The sequence below is a fragment of the Aquirufa sp. ROCK2-A2 genome (assembly GCF_054558485.1).
Genome location: NZ_JBPXKA010000003.1, coordinates 1 through 16098, shown reverse-complemented (window position 1 = coordinate 16098; position 16098 = coordinate 1). Strand labels below are relative to the sequence as shown.

Annotated in this window: 15 protein-coding genes; 7 read left to right on the top strand and 8 right to left on the bottom strand. The window is 33.2% G+C overall.

Annotated features, from left to right (window positions below; all coding sequences use genetic code 11):
• Window positions 1-2 precede the first annotated feature (2 nt).
• Genes V7S76_RS05555 through V7S76_RS05540 form a run of 4 tightly spaced genes read right to left on the bottom strand, consistent with a single transcriptional unit; the run spans window position 3 to window position 3461 of the window.
• Complete coding sequence (locus V7S76_RS05555; protein WP_459509069.1) at window positions 3-941, bottom strand: YihY/virulence factor BrkB family protein; 939 nt, start codon at window positions 939-941, stop codon at window positions 3-5.
• Window positions 938-1345: an acyl-CoA thioesterase gene (locus V7S76_RS05550; protein ID WP_459509068.1), complete on the bottom strand. Its 408-nt coding sequence runs from the start codon at window positions 1343-1345 to the stop codon at window positions 938-940. The genes V7S76_RS05555 and V7S76_RS05550 overlap by 4 nt, the downstream gene beginning before the upstream one ends.
• 2 nt (window positions 1346-1347) lie before the next feature.
• Window positions 1348-2382, bottom strand: a complete 1035-nt coding sequence (gene mltG, locus V7S76_RS05545; protein ID WP_459509067.1) for an endolytic transglycosylase MltG — start codon at window positions 2380-2382, stop codon at window positions 1348-1350.
• A 2-nt stretch (window positions 2383-2384) separates the two neighbouring features.
• Window positions 2385-3461, bottom strand: coding sequence for an Ldh family oxidoreductase (locus V7S76_RS05540; protein ID WP_459509066.1), 1077 nt, complete (start codon window positions 3459-3461; stop codon window positions 2385-2387).
• A gap of 116 nt (window positions 3462-3577) precedes the next feature.
• On the opposite strand from V7S76_RS05540, the gene V7S76_RS05535 reads away from it, so the two are divergent.
• Genes V7S76_RS05535 through V7S76_RS05525 form a run of 3 tightly spaced genes read left to right on the top strand, consistent with a single transcriptional unit; the run spans window position 3578 to window position 8317 of the window.
• Window positions 3578-5140 (top strand): FMN-binding glutamate synthase family protein, encoded by a 1563-nt coding sequence (locus V7S76_RS05535; RefSeq protein ID WP_459509065.1) that lies wholly within the window; start codon window positions 3578-3580, stop codon window positions 5138-5140.
• Between the two features lie 42 nt (window positions 5141-5182).
• A complete protein-coding gene (locus V7S76_RS05530; RefSeq protein WP_459509064.1) occupies window positions 5183-7069 on the top strand; it encodes an ABC-F family ATP-binding cassette domain-containing protein in 1887 nt (628 codons plus the stop codon).
• On the top strand, window positions 7070-8317 hold the full coding sequence (locus V7S76_RS05525; RefSeq protein ID WP_459509063.1) for a type IX secretion system plug protein: 1248 nt from the start codon (window positions 7070-7072) through the stop codon (window positions 8315-8317).
• Here V7S76_RS05525 and ychF read toward each other — a convergent pair whose 3' ends face one another.
• Both ychF and V7S76_RS05515 read right to left on the bottom strand, forming a co-directional pair.
• Window positions 8318-9421 (bottom strand): redox-regulated ATPase YchF, encoded by a 1104-nt coding sequence (gene ychF, locus V7S76_RS05520; RefSeq protein ID WP_459509062.1) that lies wholly within the window; start codon window positions 9419-9421, stop codon window positions 8318-8320. It abuts the gene before it with no gap.
• A 93-nt stretch (window positions 9422-9514) separates the two neighbouring features.
• Window positions 9515-9835 (bottom strand): DUF3276 family protein, encoded by a 321-nt coding sequence (locus tag V7S76_RS05515; protein ID WP_459509061.1) that lies wholly within the window; start codon window positions 9833-9835, stop codon window positions 9515-9517.
• A gap of 174 nt (window positions 9836-10009) precedes the next feature.
• Here V7S76_RS05515 and V7S76_RS05510 point away from each other — a divergent pair, with 174 nt between their 5' ends.
• Window positions 10010-10591, top strand: a complete 582-nt coding sequence (locus tag V7S76_RS05510) for a septal ring lytic transglycosylase RlpA family protein (RefSeq protein WP_459509060.1) — start codon at window positions 10010-10012, stop codon at window positions 10589-10591.
• Complete coding sequence (locus V7S76_RS05505; RefSeq protein ID WP_459509059.1) at window positions 10557-11441, top strand: DUF58 domain-containing protein; 885 nt, start codon at window positions 10557-10559, stop codon at window positions 11439-11441. The genes V7S76_RS05510 and V7S76_RS05505 overlap by 35 nt, the downstream gene beginning before the upstream one ends.
• Here V7S76_RS05505 and V7S76_RS05500 read toward each other — a convergent pair.
• On the bottom strand, window positions 11431-12879 hold the full coding sequence (locus tag V7S76_RS05500; protein ID WP_459509058.1) for a DUF4369 domain-containing protein: 1449 nt from the start codon (window positions 12877-12879) through the stop codon (window positions 11431-11433). The two genes, V7S76_RS05505 and V7S76_RS05500, sit on opposite strands and share 11 nt — an antisense overlap.
• Window positions 12880-12982: 103 nt before the next feature.
• On the opposite strand from V7S76_RS05500, the gene V7S76_RS05495 reads away from it, so the two are divergent.
• Window positions 12983-13699, top strand: a complete 717-nt coding sequence (locus V7S76_RS05495) for a YdcF family protein (RefSeq protein WP_459509057.1) — start codon at window positions 12983-12985, stop codon at window positions 13697-13699.
• On the opposite strand, the gene pfkA is transcribed toward V7S76_RS05495, so the two are convergent.
• Window positions 13700-14674 carry a 6-phosphofructokinase gene (gene pfkA, locus V7S76_RS05490; RefSeq protein ID WP_459509056.1) on the bottom strand — a complete coding sequence of 325 codons (975 nt, stop codon included), beginning with the start codon at window positions 14672-14674 and terminating at the stop codon, window positions 13700-13702.
• A 179-nt stretch (window positions 14675-14853) separates the two neighbouring features.
• On the opposite strand from pfkA, the gene V7S76_RS05485 reads away from it, so the two are divergent.
• Window positions 14854-15924 carry a M42 family metallopeptidase gene (locus V7S76_RS05485; RefSeq protein ID WP_459509055.1) on the top strand — a complete coding sequence of 357 codons (1071 nt, stop codon included), beginning with the start codon at window positions 14854-14856 and terminating at the stop codon, window positions 15922-15924.
• Window positions 15925-16098 lie beyond the last annotated feature (174 nt).

Genomic DNA, 16098 nt, shown 5'->3' with positions numbered 1-16098 from the left:
GATTATTGTATTTGATTTTTTATTTGAAAAAAATCTTCTTCTACTTCGTCTTTTTCATCCTCAGTTTTTACTTGATCAATTGTTGCATTTATTTCAAAACCTACCAACAAAATCAATGCAATGAAATATAACCAAGCCATCAAGGCTATTAATGAGCCAATTGATCCATAAACCTTATTGTAATTTGCGAAATTGACTAAATAATAGGAAAATAAGTTAGACACAAGTATAGTCAAAATAGAGGCCGTAATAGATCCTATATTAATAAATTTCCATCTTTTATGAATGGCAGGTGCATAATAATAGATAATGGAAATAGTAAAAAAGAACACTGAAAATGTACTTAAATAGGTCAGGGTTTTGATCAGATAAAAGGTAAAATCATAATTTAGCAATCCCTTTTGTTGTAAATAAGAAACGACCAAATTCCCTACAATAAATACACTAAATGCAATGATTAAGACGAAAGTCAATAAGATATTTAAAGCAACTGCTATTAACCTTTCCTTGATATAACCTCTATTTTCATTGGTTTTGTAGGTTAAATTAAATGAACGAATCAAGGCCATTATTCCACTTGTACTGGCATATAAGGCGAAAATAAAACCAAAAGAAAGCAGACCTCCCCTTTTTTTGTGAATGATCTCAAGTAACAATTCGGTGAGATCTTTTTGTAGATTCTTTGGAACGTTGACTTTTAAGAAATTGATCATTTTGATGTCGAAATTCTCAATTGGAATATAGGCTAAAAGAGAAAACAAGAAAATGATGGTTGGAAATACGGCTAAAGTAAAGTTGTACGCTACAGCCGCAGCTCTTACGTCAATATCAAATAGAAAGATTTTTTTGTAAAGAATGCGTAAAATTCTAGCTAAAACATAATGTTCCTCTAGTTCATTCCAAAACAAGTGCAATTCCTTTATAATTCGTTTTCTTTTCATTGAAACGCGGCTTTCAGAGCAGATAAAATTTCTGCAGGGACTTTCATGATTTTCTTTTCAGCCATTTTCATAAAAACCAATGTTGTTTTACCTTCATTGATTAACTCTTCATGTTGATTATAGATTTTATAATTAAAAATGATTCTAGCCGAAGGTAATTCAGTAATAATACAATCTATTCTTAATAAATCATCATATAACGCTGGAGCATGGAATTTAGAATAATTTTCATAAACGGGTAATCCTATTCCGATATCTTCCAGACTTTTATAACTGACACCTAAATTACGTAAGGTTTCAACTCTTGCTATTTCATACAAACGAGCATAATTCCCGTAATACATATATCCCATTTGATCGGTATCTGCATAACAAACTCGGTAGGTGACTGAATAGGTGTACATACTTATTTGATATTCAATTTATTCAAAGCGGCTTGATAATTCGCAGCATTTTTCAAATGTTCAGGATATGTCACAGCAAAGGAATGATAACCTGAAAAATCTTCTTTGGCACAGAAATACATATAATCATGTTTTTCTAAATTCAATACTTTATCGATGACGCTTGTCGATGGAATGGAAATAGGCCCTGGTGGTAATCCACTCAAACGATAAGTATTGTAAGGGCTATCGATGATGGTATACTTGCCTGTTACGCGTTTGATTGTAAAATCTTTCCAAGCAAAAACAATGGTTGGATCAGCTTGTAAAGGCATATTAACTTGTAAACGATTCCAATAAACTCCAGCAATTCTAGATTGTTCGTCTGATTTTTTACTTTCTCCTTCAACGATTGAAGATAATATGACTACTTGAATTGGTTCCAAATTCAATTTAGCTGCTTTTGCTTTTCTATCTTCTGTCCAAAATTTTACATATTGCTTATTCATTTTTTTCATAAAATCAGCAAAAGAAGACGTCCAAAATACTTCATATGTATTAGGCAAAAATATACCAGGGATAGTTTCTTTCTTAAACGAAAATTGACTGACAAATTCGTTAGAATCAAGCATTCGATAGATATAAACGGAATCAAATGGCAATGATTTACTCAATTTACCGGCTATATCTTCCTTTAGACGCCAATTATTAATAACAATTTTTATGGCATCTTGGCGCCCATTACGTAATTTTCTTAATACCTCCCAGTTTCCGGAAGTGGGATAAATCAAGTATCTACCCGCTTTGACTTTCTCCTGATATTTCAAAATTTTAGCCAAAAAACGAAAACTTAATTGGTCTCGCACTAAGTCATGTTTTTTGATGGTATCTAAGACTGTGCTAAAACTGGCATTTTCAGGAATCAATAATTCAAACTGTTCACCTTCTTTTACATTGAAGTTAGGAGTTTTGAAAACTTGCCAGGCGTAGTAAGAAAACATGGCAGTAACCAATGAAAAAACCAATATGAATATTTTAAAACGTCTATTTTGTATCATGATTAATTAATATCAAATGGTAAATGAAACCTTTCTGCCAATGATTTTAAATCATTAATGACAGGCTCAATTAAAGGAATACCTTCATTTTTTCGAATAATTTCCAATTCTCTTTCAGGATCTCCTGGAATTATGACTTTTTGTCCATCCAAAGCATCGGCATTTCTAAATCGATTGATCCATTTATCCATATCTCTTTGAAAATCCTCTGCTGGACGAAATGCATCGATGCGCATTGCTCCTAAAAAATGGCCAGTTCCATTTCCGACAGATTCGGTTGCATTCATAAAACCAGCTGTGGCAAATGGTGGCACCCAAGGACCAAAATTTGCACCAGAAAGAACACCAGATAGAATATCTACAATGGCACCCAAAGCATAACCTTTATGAGATCCATGCTCTCTATCTCCACCCAATGGAAGCAATGCCCCGCCATTTTTGATTGCAAAGGCATCTTGACTAGGTTCTCCATTTTTATCCTGTACCCACCCTATTGGTGTATCCAAACCCTTTCTTTGTAATATTTCTAATTTTCCATATGCCACTGCCGTTGAAGCAAAATCCGCTACAAAGGATGGTTCATGCAAGGCTGGAATGGCTAATGCAATGGGGTTGGTTCCTAATAATTTTTCTTTTGAAAAAGTGGGTGTCACCAATGGAGCCGCATGGGTCATGGCCCAACCAATCATGTTTTTATCCAAAGCCTTCATCGCATGATAGCCTGCAATACCAAAATGATTGGAATTTTGTACTGCCACCCAACCAGTTCCAGCTATTTCCGCTTTTTCTTTAGCTATATTCATCGCAAATGGTGCGACAACCAATCCTAGACCTTTATCGCCATCAACTAAAGCTGTTGAAGGTGATTCATGCAAAATCTTTATTTTAGGATTCGGATTTAACCTTCCATGATCATACAAACGAACATAACCCGCTAATCTAGCTACTCCATGAGAATCTATTCCCCTTAAATCTGCTGAAACCAAAACATCGGTGGCTAATTCAGCATCCGACGAATTACAGCCGATGGATTCAAAAACAGAGCAAACAAATGATTGTAGTTTTAAATAATTAACCATAATTAACTTAATGAACTACAAAGATAATCATTAGATTTAGGAATAAAATTTATAACATATTTAAAGCAATATCGTTATAGAGATTATTTCATCTTCAAATAAAAATTTAATCACTCATGGCTTACTTATTTATACAATCGATTTGGTTTTGGATCATTTTAATCATTGTTCTAATTATTATTCGAGATGTATTTATTCAAAAAAGGCACACCATTACACACAATTTTCCCTTAATAGGTCATTTCAGGTATTGGTTAGAACAAATTGGGCCGGAACTCAGACAATACATCGTTGCAAATAACCGCGAAGAATTACCATTTAATAGACAAGAAAGGTCGTGGATTTATGCATCATCCAAAAGCGAAAATAATCTTCAAGGCTTTGGGACAGACCAGGATTTTAATTCACCAGCCTATATTTTTATAAAAAACGCGATGATGGGATTTAAACCACCTAAGGATCATCCTTTTTACCAAAATCAAGGTGCACTTCCTGCTGCCAAAATTATTGGTGAATACCATAAAAGAAAAAGACCTTTTAGACCTTATTCGATTGTTAATATTTCTGGCATGAGTTTCGGTTCATTGTCAGCCAAAGCAATCGAATCCTTAAATAAAGGGGCTTATTTGGCAGGTTGCTATCACAATACCGGCGAAGGTTCTTTATCACCTTATCATCAAAATGGTTCCGATATAGTTTTGAATATTGGGACTGCATATTTTGGCGTGCGAGATTTAGAAGGCCAATTTTCCATGCAAAAATTAATGGAAAAAGTTGAACAAAATCCTACCTTGCGTGCCATAGAAGTTAAATTGTCGCAAGGCGCAAAGCCAGGAAAAGGAGGTATGTTACCAGCTTCAAAAATCAATAAGGAAATTGCTGCAATTCGAAATATACCGCTGGGTAAGGATGCTATATCTCCAGCTTTTCATTCGGAATTTGAAACTATTCCTGAACTTGTTCAATTTATTGAAAAAATTGCTACCTCCACTGGATTACCTACAGGAATAAAGTCGGCCATCGGTAAATTAGAACAATGGGAAGAATTAGCCGCCTACATGGCTAAAACGGGCATGGGTCCTGATTTTATCACAATTGATGGAGGAGAAGGTGGAACAGGAGCTGCACCACATGCCTTTGCCGACCATGTTTCTATGCCTTTTACATTTGCATTTGCCAAAGTGTATCAGATTTTTCAACGATATGAATTAAGCGATAAACTATTTTTTATCGCATCGGGTAAACTGGGATTTCCAGAAAAAGCTTTAATGGCTTTTGCGATGGGTGCTGATAGTATTAACATCGCTAGAGAAGCTATGATGTCAATAGGTTGTATACAGGCACAAAAATGCCACACCAACCACTGCCCTACTGGTATAGCCACTTCTAACAAATGGTTACAGTCTGGAATTGATGTGACCTTAAAAAGTGAACGTTATTTTAAATATCATTATACTTTGGTAAAAGAAATCGCAGAAATAACACATGCGGTGGGATATGAACATCCTTGCCAACTAACCATGGAAGATATAGAATTTTCCATGGGCGACAATAATCGAACAATTACATTGTCTAAATCTTTAGGATATCATAAAAGTCCGATAAATTTCAAAAGTATGAATGAACTGATTGAATGTCCACATTTAGGAGGATCAGGTGCAAGAAATCGTTTAATATGAATTTAAATTGAGATTTTTTGAATTATAGATTATCTTTGCAAAATGCTTTCTATATCAAATTTAAATTTTTACTTCGGAAGTCGAGCACTTTACGAAAATGCCAATTTACATATCAAGCCTAAGACTAAAATTGGTTTAGTTGGTGCTAATGGAACAGGGAAATCAACCCTTTTAAGATTAATTTCTGGTGAGTACAGTCCAGATGGCGGGACCATTTCAAAATCAGGCGAATGTACAATAGGTTTTTTAAATCAAGATTTATTATCCTATCAAACCGATGAAAGCATTTTGCATGTGGCTATGCAAGCATTTGAAAAGCAATTAGAACTTCAAAAGCAAATCGATAAAGTGCTTCATAAAATGGAAACCAATTATGAAGACAAGGATATTGATGAATTATCTAAATACCAAGAAGAATTTGAGCGTTTAGACGGATATACTATTCAATCGAGAACGGAGGAGATATTAGAAGGTTTAGGTTTTACTACCGAGGATTTAAATAGACCACTTCGGTTATTTTCTGGAGGTTGGAGAATGCGTGTAATGTTAGCTAAATTACTTCTTCAGAAACCTGCCTTATTATTATTGGATGAGCCAACCAACCACTTGGATTTACCCTCCATTGAATGGGTGGAAAAATACATTCACGATTATGAAGGATCCATCGTTGTTGTTTCCCATGATCGTTATTTTTTAGATCGGACCATCAATAATATTGCTGAAGTATCCAATCAAAGAATAACACTTTACCCTGGCAATTATTCTTTTTACGTTGAGGAAAAGGCTTTAAGAAATGAAATTCAAAAAGGTGCTTATGAAAATCAGCAAGCACAGATTCGACAAACAGAAAGATTTATTGAACGTTTTAAAGCCAAAGCATCTAAGGCGAGACAAGTACAATCTAGGGTAAAAGCTTTAGATCGATTGGATGTTGTGGATGAGGTAATCGATGAAAAGGCGAAGGTGAATTTCAAATTTAACTTTGGTACTCAACCTGGACGATTCATTTTATTTTTGGAACATATTTCGAAAGCTTTTGGCGAAAAAATAATATTAAAAAACACCTCAGCAACGATCAATAGAGGAGATAAAATCGCATTAATTGGTGCCAATGGAAAAGGTAAATCAACTTTGTTGAGAATCATTTCAGGAACTGAGAATATAGAAGGAGAAAGAAGAACAGGGCATAATGTTATCGAATCCTTTTTTGCTCAACATCAATTAGAAAGTTTACAAGTTGAGAATACTTTATTAGAAGAATTAAAAGCTACAGGTACTGCAAAAACAGAAATGGAGTTGAGAAGTATTTTAGGTTGTTTTCTATTTTCCGGAGAAGAGGTTTTCAAAAAAATCAAAGTATTATCTGGGGGAGAAAAATCAAGGGTAGCTTTAGCCAAAGTTCTGATTTCGCAAGCCAACTTTTTATTGCTTGATGAGCCTACGAATCACTTGGATATGCAATCTGTCAATATTTTGATACAAGCATTGCAGCAATATGAAGGTACGTATGTAGTCGTTTCCCATGATCGTTATTTTGTTTCTAACATTGCTAATAAAATTTGGTACATCGAAGATTATGAAATTAAAGAATACCATGGCTCTTTTGATGAATATGAAGTTTGGCAAGAAAGTAGAAAAGGTAATCAAGCGCAAAAACCTCAAGAAAGTCAAAAACTTAGTACACCTGAAAAAGTGAAGCCTTTCGTGGAAAAAACGGAGCCTAAGCCAATCAATCATCAAAAACAAATTGAGAAAATTGAGCTTCAAATTTTTGAATTGGAAAGTAAAAAAGAAGGAATTGAAAATGAAATGGCTGAAAAAGCACAAAATAATCAGTTCGAGGATTTGAAGAAATTGGAACAGCAACTAAAACTTATTCAGGGTGAATTAGATACAATTACACTAGAATGGGAATCTTTAATTGAATAAATGGATTTAAGACCAAAGATTATTACTATTTGTTTATGGATTTTGACAAGTATTAACATCTTTGGTCAAGTAAATAATAGTATTCACAAAGATTACATCAAAACCGCTATTATTTCCAAAAATCAATCCAAAGAGATAATTGCTGAAAATCCATTGATTGATTTTAATAATCAAGATAACTATTTTTTATCCTTTGATGATCTTTCATTAAAATACACGAATTATTCGTTGAGAATTATTCATTGTCAAGCTGATTGGACACCATCCAATCTTTCTGATATTGAGTATTTATCGGATTTTAACGATATTCCCTTGAGAGAAAGTCAAAATTCCATGGGTACTAAAATACCCTATATTCATTATCAAATTGCTTTACCGCAAACTCGAATATCCGGAAATTTCATCGCTCAGGTATATGTCAATAGAAATAAGAAAGACACCGTACTTACAAAACGATTTTCAGTCTATCAAACTGAATTACAAATTGCAGCCAAAATTTCCTTTGCTAAAAGAAATGAATACCGTTTAAGTCATCAATCCATTGAACTTACACTCTCCTATCCAGATCAATTACTTCTATCCGATGAAGATAATCTATCCATAGTTCTTAGAAAGAATTCGAATACAACCAATTTACTGACTCATTTACCAAAGCCTCAAGTGAATGGATATGAGCGAAAATTAACTTATTTATTTTTCGACAATGAAAACATCATTCCAGGTGGTAATGAATATAGAATGGTGGATATCAGAAGTACTCAGCAAAAATTGAGTTTTGTGTCGAATATTCAAGCTTTTGAATCTTATTCCCTAATTACGACACATCCAGAAACTCCACAAGGGAATTATTCCTATACTCAGAAAATGGATATGAATGGGGGTATCGTTTTGGAAAACTATGAGAATCCGGAAAATATTCTACTAGCAGATTATGTATGGTGTCAATTCATTTTTAAATCTAGAAAATGGGAAGATGAAGAAATCTATATTCAAATAGCTGATCGATTATTTGAAAAAAGGCAGGATCAATTAATGGAGTATGATGAGGCAAAGGGTATTTATTATAAAAAACTATTGCTTAAACAAGGCATCTATAATTACCAATATTTAAGCAATAATTTACAAAATAATTCTCTAGAAGGAAACTATTCACAAACTGAAAATCAGTATGATATTTTGGTCTATTTCAGAAAACCTGGTCAACGTTTTGACTCGTTGATTGGATTCCAAAGGATTATTTATCCTTAATTAAACGTTAAATCTAAAGTGCATAATATCACCGTCGTGTACCATATAATCCTTGCCTTCTACATTCATTTTTCCAGCTTCTTTACAAGCTAATTCGCTTTTATAATTCTGATAATCAGCAAATTTGATTACTTCCGCTCGTATAAATCCTCTTTCAAAATCGGTATGAATAACACCTGCTGCTTGGGGAGCTTTCCATCCCTTTTGAATTGTCCAAGCACGTACTTCTTGTACACCCGCAGTGAAATAGGTAATTAAGTTCAATAAATAATAGGAGCTTCTGATTAATTTGCTTAAGCCGGATTCTTTCAAACCGTACTCTTCTAAGAACATCATTCGCTCATCAAGGTCCTCAATTTCAGAAATTTGAGCTTCCAATGCTGCACAAACAACCACTACTTCAGCATTTTCAATCTTCACATTCTCTTTTAATTGATCGACAAATTGATTCCCTCCATTTGCCAAAGAACCTTCATCTACATTAGCAACATAAATAACCGGCTTGTCAGTCAATAAACATAATTCACCGATAGCAGCTTCTCTCAAGTCAGCATCCATTACGACTGTTCTGGCCGACTTTCCTTCCTCCAAAGTAGATTTGAATATTAACAATGCAGCTAATTCTTGCTTAGCTTTTGCATCACCTGCTTTTGCGGCTCTTTCTAATTTCGATATTTTTTTATCAACAGATTCTAAATCCTTCAATTGTAATTCCATATCGATGATTTCTTTATCTGATATTGGATTTACACGACCTTCTACGTGAATTATATTTTCATCTTCAAAACATCTTACCACGTGTATAATGGCATCTACTTCACGAATGTTGGCCAAAAACTTATTACCCAATCCTGCACCTTGTGAAGCACCTTTGACTAATCCTGCAATATCTGTAAATTCAATAACAGTAGGTAATATTCTTTGAGGCTTTACGAATTCTGCCAAAATGTTTAATCGCTCATCTGGAACAGTTACAATTCCTACATTGGGTTCAATGGTACAGAAAGGATAATTGGCAGCCTCAGCTTTGTTCGAAGAAATAGCACTAAATAATGTTGATTTACCGACATTTGGTAAACCCACAATTCCACAAGTTAATCCCATTATTAATAAGTATGATTTTAATTAAATACAAAAGTACGTATAAAAAGAAAAAGCCTCTGTATTTACAGAGGCTTTTCACAAATATTTATGATTTTATTCCCATTTAAGATCTGAACTACTTCCAAATTCTTCGTCATCACGATTGAATTGAGTAAAATCTACATCTGGCATTAATTCCGTTTTAACGTGGTCTACAGCTTCCTTCAATCCTTCCATGAATTTATCAAAGTCCTCTTTGTATAAAAACATTTTGTGTTTTTCGTACACAAAACCATCTTCTTTTTGATGACGACGACTTTCAGTAATTGTTATGTAATAATCTTGGGAACGGGTTGATTTTACATCAAAAAAATAAGTGCGTTTTCCAGCTCTGATTCGTTTTGAAAACAATTCTTCTCTTTCTCTATCTTCCACTTTTACTAAAATTTAAAGTTATTAATTTCGTAAAGCTACTATATAATCTTAATCACTCAAAAAAAATACTTAAATTTTACATAAACTTTTTTATCTAAAATAGGATTATCTATTCAAAATTTTTAATTCTAATAATATTATTTGAACTTTAGAAGCTAATTAATTTTACTCTAAATGCATTCCATTAAAAACCTTATTTTTGCCTTTTTGATTCTATTGAGCTTTACGAGTCTTAGTCAAGATTTAGGTGATGAAAGTTATGGAATAGCATCCTTTTATTCCAATTCATTTTACAACAAAAAAACGGCCAACCAAGAACTTTTAAAAAAGAAAGAATTTACTGCGGCACATCGTGTTTTACCATTTAATACATTGGTGGAAGTCACTAATATTTACAATAAACATTCAATCATTGTCCGCATTAATGATAGAGGCCCCTATCGACCTGGTAGAATAATCGATTTAACAGAAGCTGGTGCAAAAAAGTTGAATATTCGAAAAGTAGGATTGAGTAAAGTTAAATTGAAAATTATTGGATTTGAAAATGAACAAATGTTGATTCCTTACCAACATTTGGAAATGGAAACCACACCTAAGTTTAGCAAAAAATTCTATCAAAAAACGAGGTTAAAATACAAAAAGAAATATCGCTTAAAACGAAAAATCAAAAACAGAAAGTACCTTAAAAAAGGCAAGAAAAAATCAAGTCGAAAAAAGAAAAATGTTAAAAGAAAAAATACTAAAAGAAAATTATAATATTTTTGAATTAACAGCTAATCAGGTCGTTGACAGTCTATTACAGGGGAAGCATTCCAGTAAACACAAAGGATTCTCCTCCGATTTCAAGGAATATCGAGCATTTCAAAATGGCGAAAATAGTCGACAAATAGATTGGAAAATATACAGCAAAACAGACAAACTATTCACCAAATTATTTTACAATGAGGCATCGATGAAAGTGTATTTCATCTTAGATGCATCATCGTCCATGAATTATCCCAATGATGCCAATTCGAAACTTAAAAGGGCTTTGGAAATTATAGCGGTAATGTGTCAGCTTTTATACCGACAAAAAGATTCCTTTTCCATCATTATCATCAATGATCATTTAGAGGTACAAACGCAGTTGGCTTCTACCCTAGCCCACTTAAAAGATATATTTTATAAATTAGAACTATTTTATACACAAAGTAAATCTCAAATTACGACGAATTATATTCCTCTGATAGAAAGTTTGATACCTAGTTTGAAAAGAAAAAGTGATGTGTATTTTATCAGCGATTTATTTTTTGATAAAACTGAATTTGCTTCTTTTTATCAGCATTTATCAGAACTTCAATCGATGAAAAGTAAGATTCACTTGCTTCATATGTTTGACGAAACGGAATTGCCATCTACTGATTTACAAAATGAAGAAATTGAATTCATTGATATTGAAAACAATACCACTACCGTCAGCAATGCTATTAAATGGAACAATTATTTGAGCGAATGGAATAGCTACAAAGAAAATGAGATATTACTTCCATTGATGGAAAAAGGCGCAAAAGTGAGTCGGATTAACATCAACAACTCACTTTTGGAAAATATTCGAACTATTTTTTAAGGGTAGCTAATTGTTTTTGTTTGTTTTCGTAGAACTCCAAGAATTCTTTTATTTTTTCAACCGGGATTCTCTTCCCAATAATTCTTTTTGACTTATCAAGTATGTAAACCATCGGTGTAGAATACACATCATAAGTATTTCTAAAATCCGTGTAATATTCTTCTTTTCCTGTTTGTGGATTTTTGTGTATATCAATACCGTTTAAATATCCTGAAATTTTAAATTCTGAAATAAATTTCAACCATTTGCTTTTATCTCTTTCCATGGATACGGCATGTACTTGAATGTTTTTTGATTTAAAATAATCATTCAATGCCACTAATTTGGGCGTTTCTTCTTTGCAATGGCTGCATTCTGGATCATAAATAAAAACGATATTATAATTACCTGTTAAATTCGTTGTGTTTATTTCTTTACCTTCAGGATTGGTCAAATACATTTCAGGAAAACGTTTTCCATTCACCAAAGGCTTGATAATTTTAATACGTTCTTTCATTCTTCTTACAGTAGATGTATCCCATAAGGTTGGCTCACCGATGTAATATTTTTCTGCTAAATAGACAAACGCGCCATCTGTACCAATGATATTACTATTTTCATAGGTACTTGCAATTTTATAGACAACATACCTTCGAACGTCCGTTGCTTTAATTTTGGTTAATAAATGATCTGCTTCTTTGACGATCGAATCTGATTCTTGAACGACTAAATCTTCAAAGTACTTTTCAATTTTCTTTTGTAAAAAAGGAGATCTTAAAAAACGATCATCGTTTAAATCAATATTATCAAAAAAATGGCCCTTGAAATAATTGTATTGATAGGCTCTAAAATCAGCTGTATCCTTGGCCGTTTTCAACGATTTCGTATATTTAGGAATATCGGGATCTACGGTTGCTTTAATAAACTTTGCTGTTAAAAGCGTCTTATTTTTATCAATCCATTGATCCTGAAATTCTTTGATAGAGTTTCTAAGAGCAGTACCTTCAGAAGAAGAAAGTTTACTTGGATCCATCTTTTTCAAAGCGGCAATCCGATCAGACATTTCTTTTTGAAAATAATAAAACTGCTGATTATTTATTGAATTGGTAATTTTCATATGACCAATCATGTCAGTTGTATCTGTTTCAAATGAAAATTGCTTCTCTCCTACGATAAAATCCAAATACTTATTTTTCAAAAAAGAAATTAAATACAATCCTTCTGGCAAGTCCTCTTTACCTTTAAATACGAAATGACCGGATTCATCAGCCACTACCGTATCCCTAATCACTTGTTGATTAGCGCCAAAATAGTAAGCCAATAAAACTTCTGATTTCCCTATTCCTTTGATTGTCCCTGAAATTTGATACTCATCCAATTTATTAGATGACTTTTTTGCTTGTCCAAATGTGGTCAATGTAGCAATTAAAATAAATACACTGAATAAAACTAATCTCATATTAAAGGCATATTTTTGTTTTCGAACGAAATTTAAAATTACAATGTTTTTCTCGCTATCTAAAATAATTGATTTCCTTCTTTTACCAATTTGTTGGATAATTGTGGCATTAATTTATGCAATCCTACAAAAAGATAAACGGAAATCGAGAAATGCTGTCATTGTAAGTTTAAGCATCATATTATTATTTACTAACGGATTAATTATAAATATATTATACCAAAGTTGGGAGTTAAAACAACCACCAACATTACCCAAAAATCATTACACTTGGGGAATCATTTTAGGAGGTGGAATCATTAAAAATACAGGCAGTATCAACAATGACATGGTTTTTGCAGAATCTTCGGATCGATTATTACAGACTTTTCGACTATATAAAAAAGGTATTATCAAAAAAATCATCATTACTGGAGGAAATACAGGTATAAAACACCTAACCAACGATTTTGCGGAAGAAAGCAAAAAATCTAAACGATTTATGATTCAAATGGGAATACCCGCAAAAGACATTTTCATTGAAACAAAAGCAAGAAATACTTTTGAGAATGCTAAAAATTGCCGAACACTTTTACGTAATTATCTCAAAACGGATTCTATGATTGTGATTACGTCCGCTTATCATAGCAGAAGATCCAAAGCGTGTTTCGAAAAACAAGGATTTAAATTTATCATCTATCCAGTTGATCCCATTGGAAAGATTGGCTCCATAGGTTTACTTCATCAAATCATACCAGAAGAAAAAAACCTGTATCTATGCTCTAAAATTATCAGAGAGATATCAGGTTTTTATATTTATAAGATCTTGGGGTATTGCTAATTAGCTAGATAGAATCTCAACCATACGGATTAAATCTTCCGAAACAGGTTTTTTCTTGGTTATGGTATCATGAAACGGTGTGTAAACCAATTGGTTATTAACGACACCTGCCATTACATTCTTCTCTCCTCTTAATAATCCCTCTAAAGCTCCTAAACCAAGTCTACTGGCCAATATTCTGTCATAAGCAGTAGGAATTCCACCTCTTTGAATGTGACCTAAGGTTGTTACACGAATATCCATTTCAGTAGACATTAAGCCTTTAATTTTTTGGGCTACTTTCTGTGCATTTCCTTCTTCATCTCCTTCCGCTACTACAACAATCGAAGATGATTTTGCCTTGGCAATTCCTTTTTCTAAAATATTAACAATTTCACTAACTGGAGTTAAATTTTCAGGAATCATGACTGCTTCAGCCCCACCAGCAATACCGCATTGAATGGCGATATAACCTGAATCTCTTCCCATCACCTCAATAAAGAATACACGATCATGCGAATCAGCAGTGTCTCTAATTTTATCAATGGCATCTAAAGCCGTGTTGACAGCAGTATCAAAACCTATCGTATAATCTGTACCAAATAAATCATTATCAATAGTACCAGGAGCTCCAACAGTTGGAATCTTATATTCATTGTAAAAAATCTCAGCACCTGTAAAGGTACCATTTCCTCCAATGGCGATTAGGCCTTCAATTCCTCTCTCTTGTAATTGTTTATAAGCCTTAGCGCGACCTTCCGTTGTGGTAAATTCTTTGGATCTTGCCGATTTAAGGATTGTACCTCCTCTTTGAATAATATTACTTACTGATTGTGAATTAAGTGGTATAATATCACCCTTAATCATTCCATTATATCCTCTTACAATTCCGTAAACCTCAATTCCGTGATAGGATGCACCTCTGACAATTGCACGAATACATGAGTTCATTCCTGGAGCATCACCACCTGATGTAAATACAGCTATTTTCTTCATCAAAATATCAATTTGTTAAGCACATGCTTTTAAAAGCCTTCAAAAATACGACCTTAATCGTATTATTCCATAAAATTAGTCGAAAATTGAAGCAAAAAACTTTAATTTATTTTTTTGATAATAAAAAGATTATTCAATGCCACCTTATTAACTTGCATTTAAAATTAAATCAAAAAAATATGGCGGATAAGGCAAACGAATTTTTATACAAATATTTAAACAATGCTTCACCTACAGGTTTTGAATCCTCGGGACAACAAATTTGGTTGGATTATTTAAAACCTTATTTAGACGAAAAAATTATTGACGTTTACGGTACAGCTGTGGCAGTCATTAATCCAGGTCAAAAATATAAAGTAGTCATTGAAGCACATGCAGATGAAATATCTTGGTTTGTTAATTACATCGATGAAAATGGATACCTATTTTTAAGAAGAAATGGCGGTTCTGACGCCTTAATTGCTCCTTCTATGCGGGCAAATATTCATACAAAAGACAAAGTTATCAAAGGTATTTTTGGTTGGCCAGCTATACATGTTAGAGATACAACCAAAGATAAAGCCCCAACCATTTCAGATATTTTCATCGATTGTGGTGCATCCAACAAAAAAGAAATTGAAGAAATGGGAATCCATGTAGGTACAGTGGTGACCTTTGAAGATGGATTAACCGAATTAAACAATAAATACTTAGTGGGTAGAGCATTGGATAACCGAATTGGAGGTTATATGATTGCAGAGGTTGCCAGAAGATTAAAGGAAAACAAAATAGAATTGCCTTATACGTTGTATGTTGTCAATGCAGTTCAAGAAGAAATCGGTTTACGAGGAGCAGAAATGATTGTACGTAGATTAAAACCTGATTTAGCTATCATCACAGATGTGACACATGATACGCAATCTCCTATGTATAACAAAAAAACACAAGGCGATATGTCCTGTGGTAAAGGTCCTGTCATTTGTTATGGCCCCGCTGTTCAAAATAATGTGAGAGATTTCATCATTGATGTAGCCAAAGAAAAAAGTATTGAATTCCAAAGACAAGCGGTTTCACGATCGACAGGAACAGACACCGATTCTTTCGCTTATGCCACAGAGGGTGTCGCATCAGCACTTATTTCCTTGCCTTTGAAATACATGCACACAACTGTTGAAACCATAGCTAAATCGGATATGGAAGGGGTTATAGATTTAATCTATGAGTGTTTGTTAAGAATTAAGGGAAACGAAGATTGGAGATACTTTAACTAGCAAAAATCCCCAAGGAAAACACCTTGGGGATTTTTCATCTATTTTAATGGCACCATCTCAAAAAGTGTGTAAGTGAAAAATAGTGTTGGTTTCGGCCTTCACTATTTTTTTTTTACATTTAAACATTAATGAGATGGAATTGAAAACACAAGATTCATTAACAGATGCTTTCTT

Excerpts from the sequence above, each read along its gene's own strand:
- V7S76_RS05555 (WP_459509069.1), bottom strand. The coding sequence starts at position 941 with ATGAAAAGAAAACGAATTATAAAGGAATTGCACTTGTTTTGGAATGAA.
- V7S76_RS05550 (WP_459509068.1), bottom strand. The coding sequence starts at position 1,345 with ATGTACACCTATTCAGTCACCTACCGAGTTTGTTATGCAGATACCGAT.
- mltG (WP_459509067.1), bottom strand. The coding sequence starts at position 2,382 with ATGATACAAAATAGACGTTTTAAAATATTCATATTGGTTTTTTCATTG.
- V7S76_RS05540 (WP_459509066.1), bottom strand. The coding sequence starts at position 3,461 with ATGGTTAATTATTTAAAACTACAATCATTTGTTTGCTCTGTTTTTGAA.
- V7S76_RS05535 (WP_459509065.1), top strand. The coding sequence starts at position 3,578 with ATGGCTTACTTATTTATACAATCGATTTGGTTTTGGATCATTTTAATC.
- V7S76_RS05530 (WP_459509064.1), top strand. The coding sequence starts at position 5,183 with ATGCTTTCTATATCAAATTTAAATTTTTACTTCGGAAGTCGAGCACTT.
- V7S76_RS05525 (WP_459509063.1), top strand. The coding sequence starts at position 7,070 with ATGGATTTAAGACCAAAGATTATTACTATTTGTTTATGGATTTTGACA.
- ychF (WP_459509062.1), bottom strand. The coding sequence starts at position 9,421 with ATGGGATTAACTTGTGGAATTGTGGGTTTACCAAATGTCGGTAAATCA.
- V7S76_RS05510 (WP_459509060.1), top strand. The coding sequence starts at position 10,010 with ATGCATTCCATTAAAAACCTTATTTTTGCCTTTTTGATTCTATTGAGC.
- V7S76_RS05505 (WP_459509059.1), top strand. The coding sequence starts at position 10,557 with ATGTTAAAAGAAAAAATACTAAAAGAAAATTATAATATTTTTGAATTA.
- V7S76_RS05500 (WP_459509058.1), bottom strand. The coding sequence starts at position 12,879 with ATGAGATTAGTTTTATTCAGTGTATTTATTTTAATTGCTACATTGACC.
- pfkA (WP_459509056.1), bottom strand. The coding sequence starts at position 14,674 with ATGAAGAAAATAGCTGTATTTACATCAGGTGGTGATGCTCCAGGAATG.
- V7S76_RS05485 (WP_459509055.1), top strand. The coding sequence starts at position 14,854 with ATGGCGGATAAGGCAAACGAATTTTTATACAAATATTTAAACAATGCT.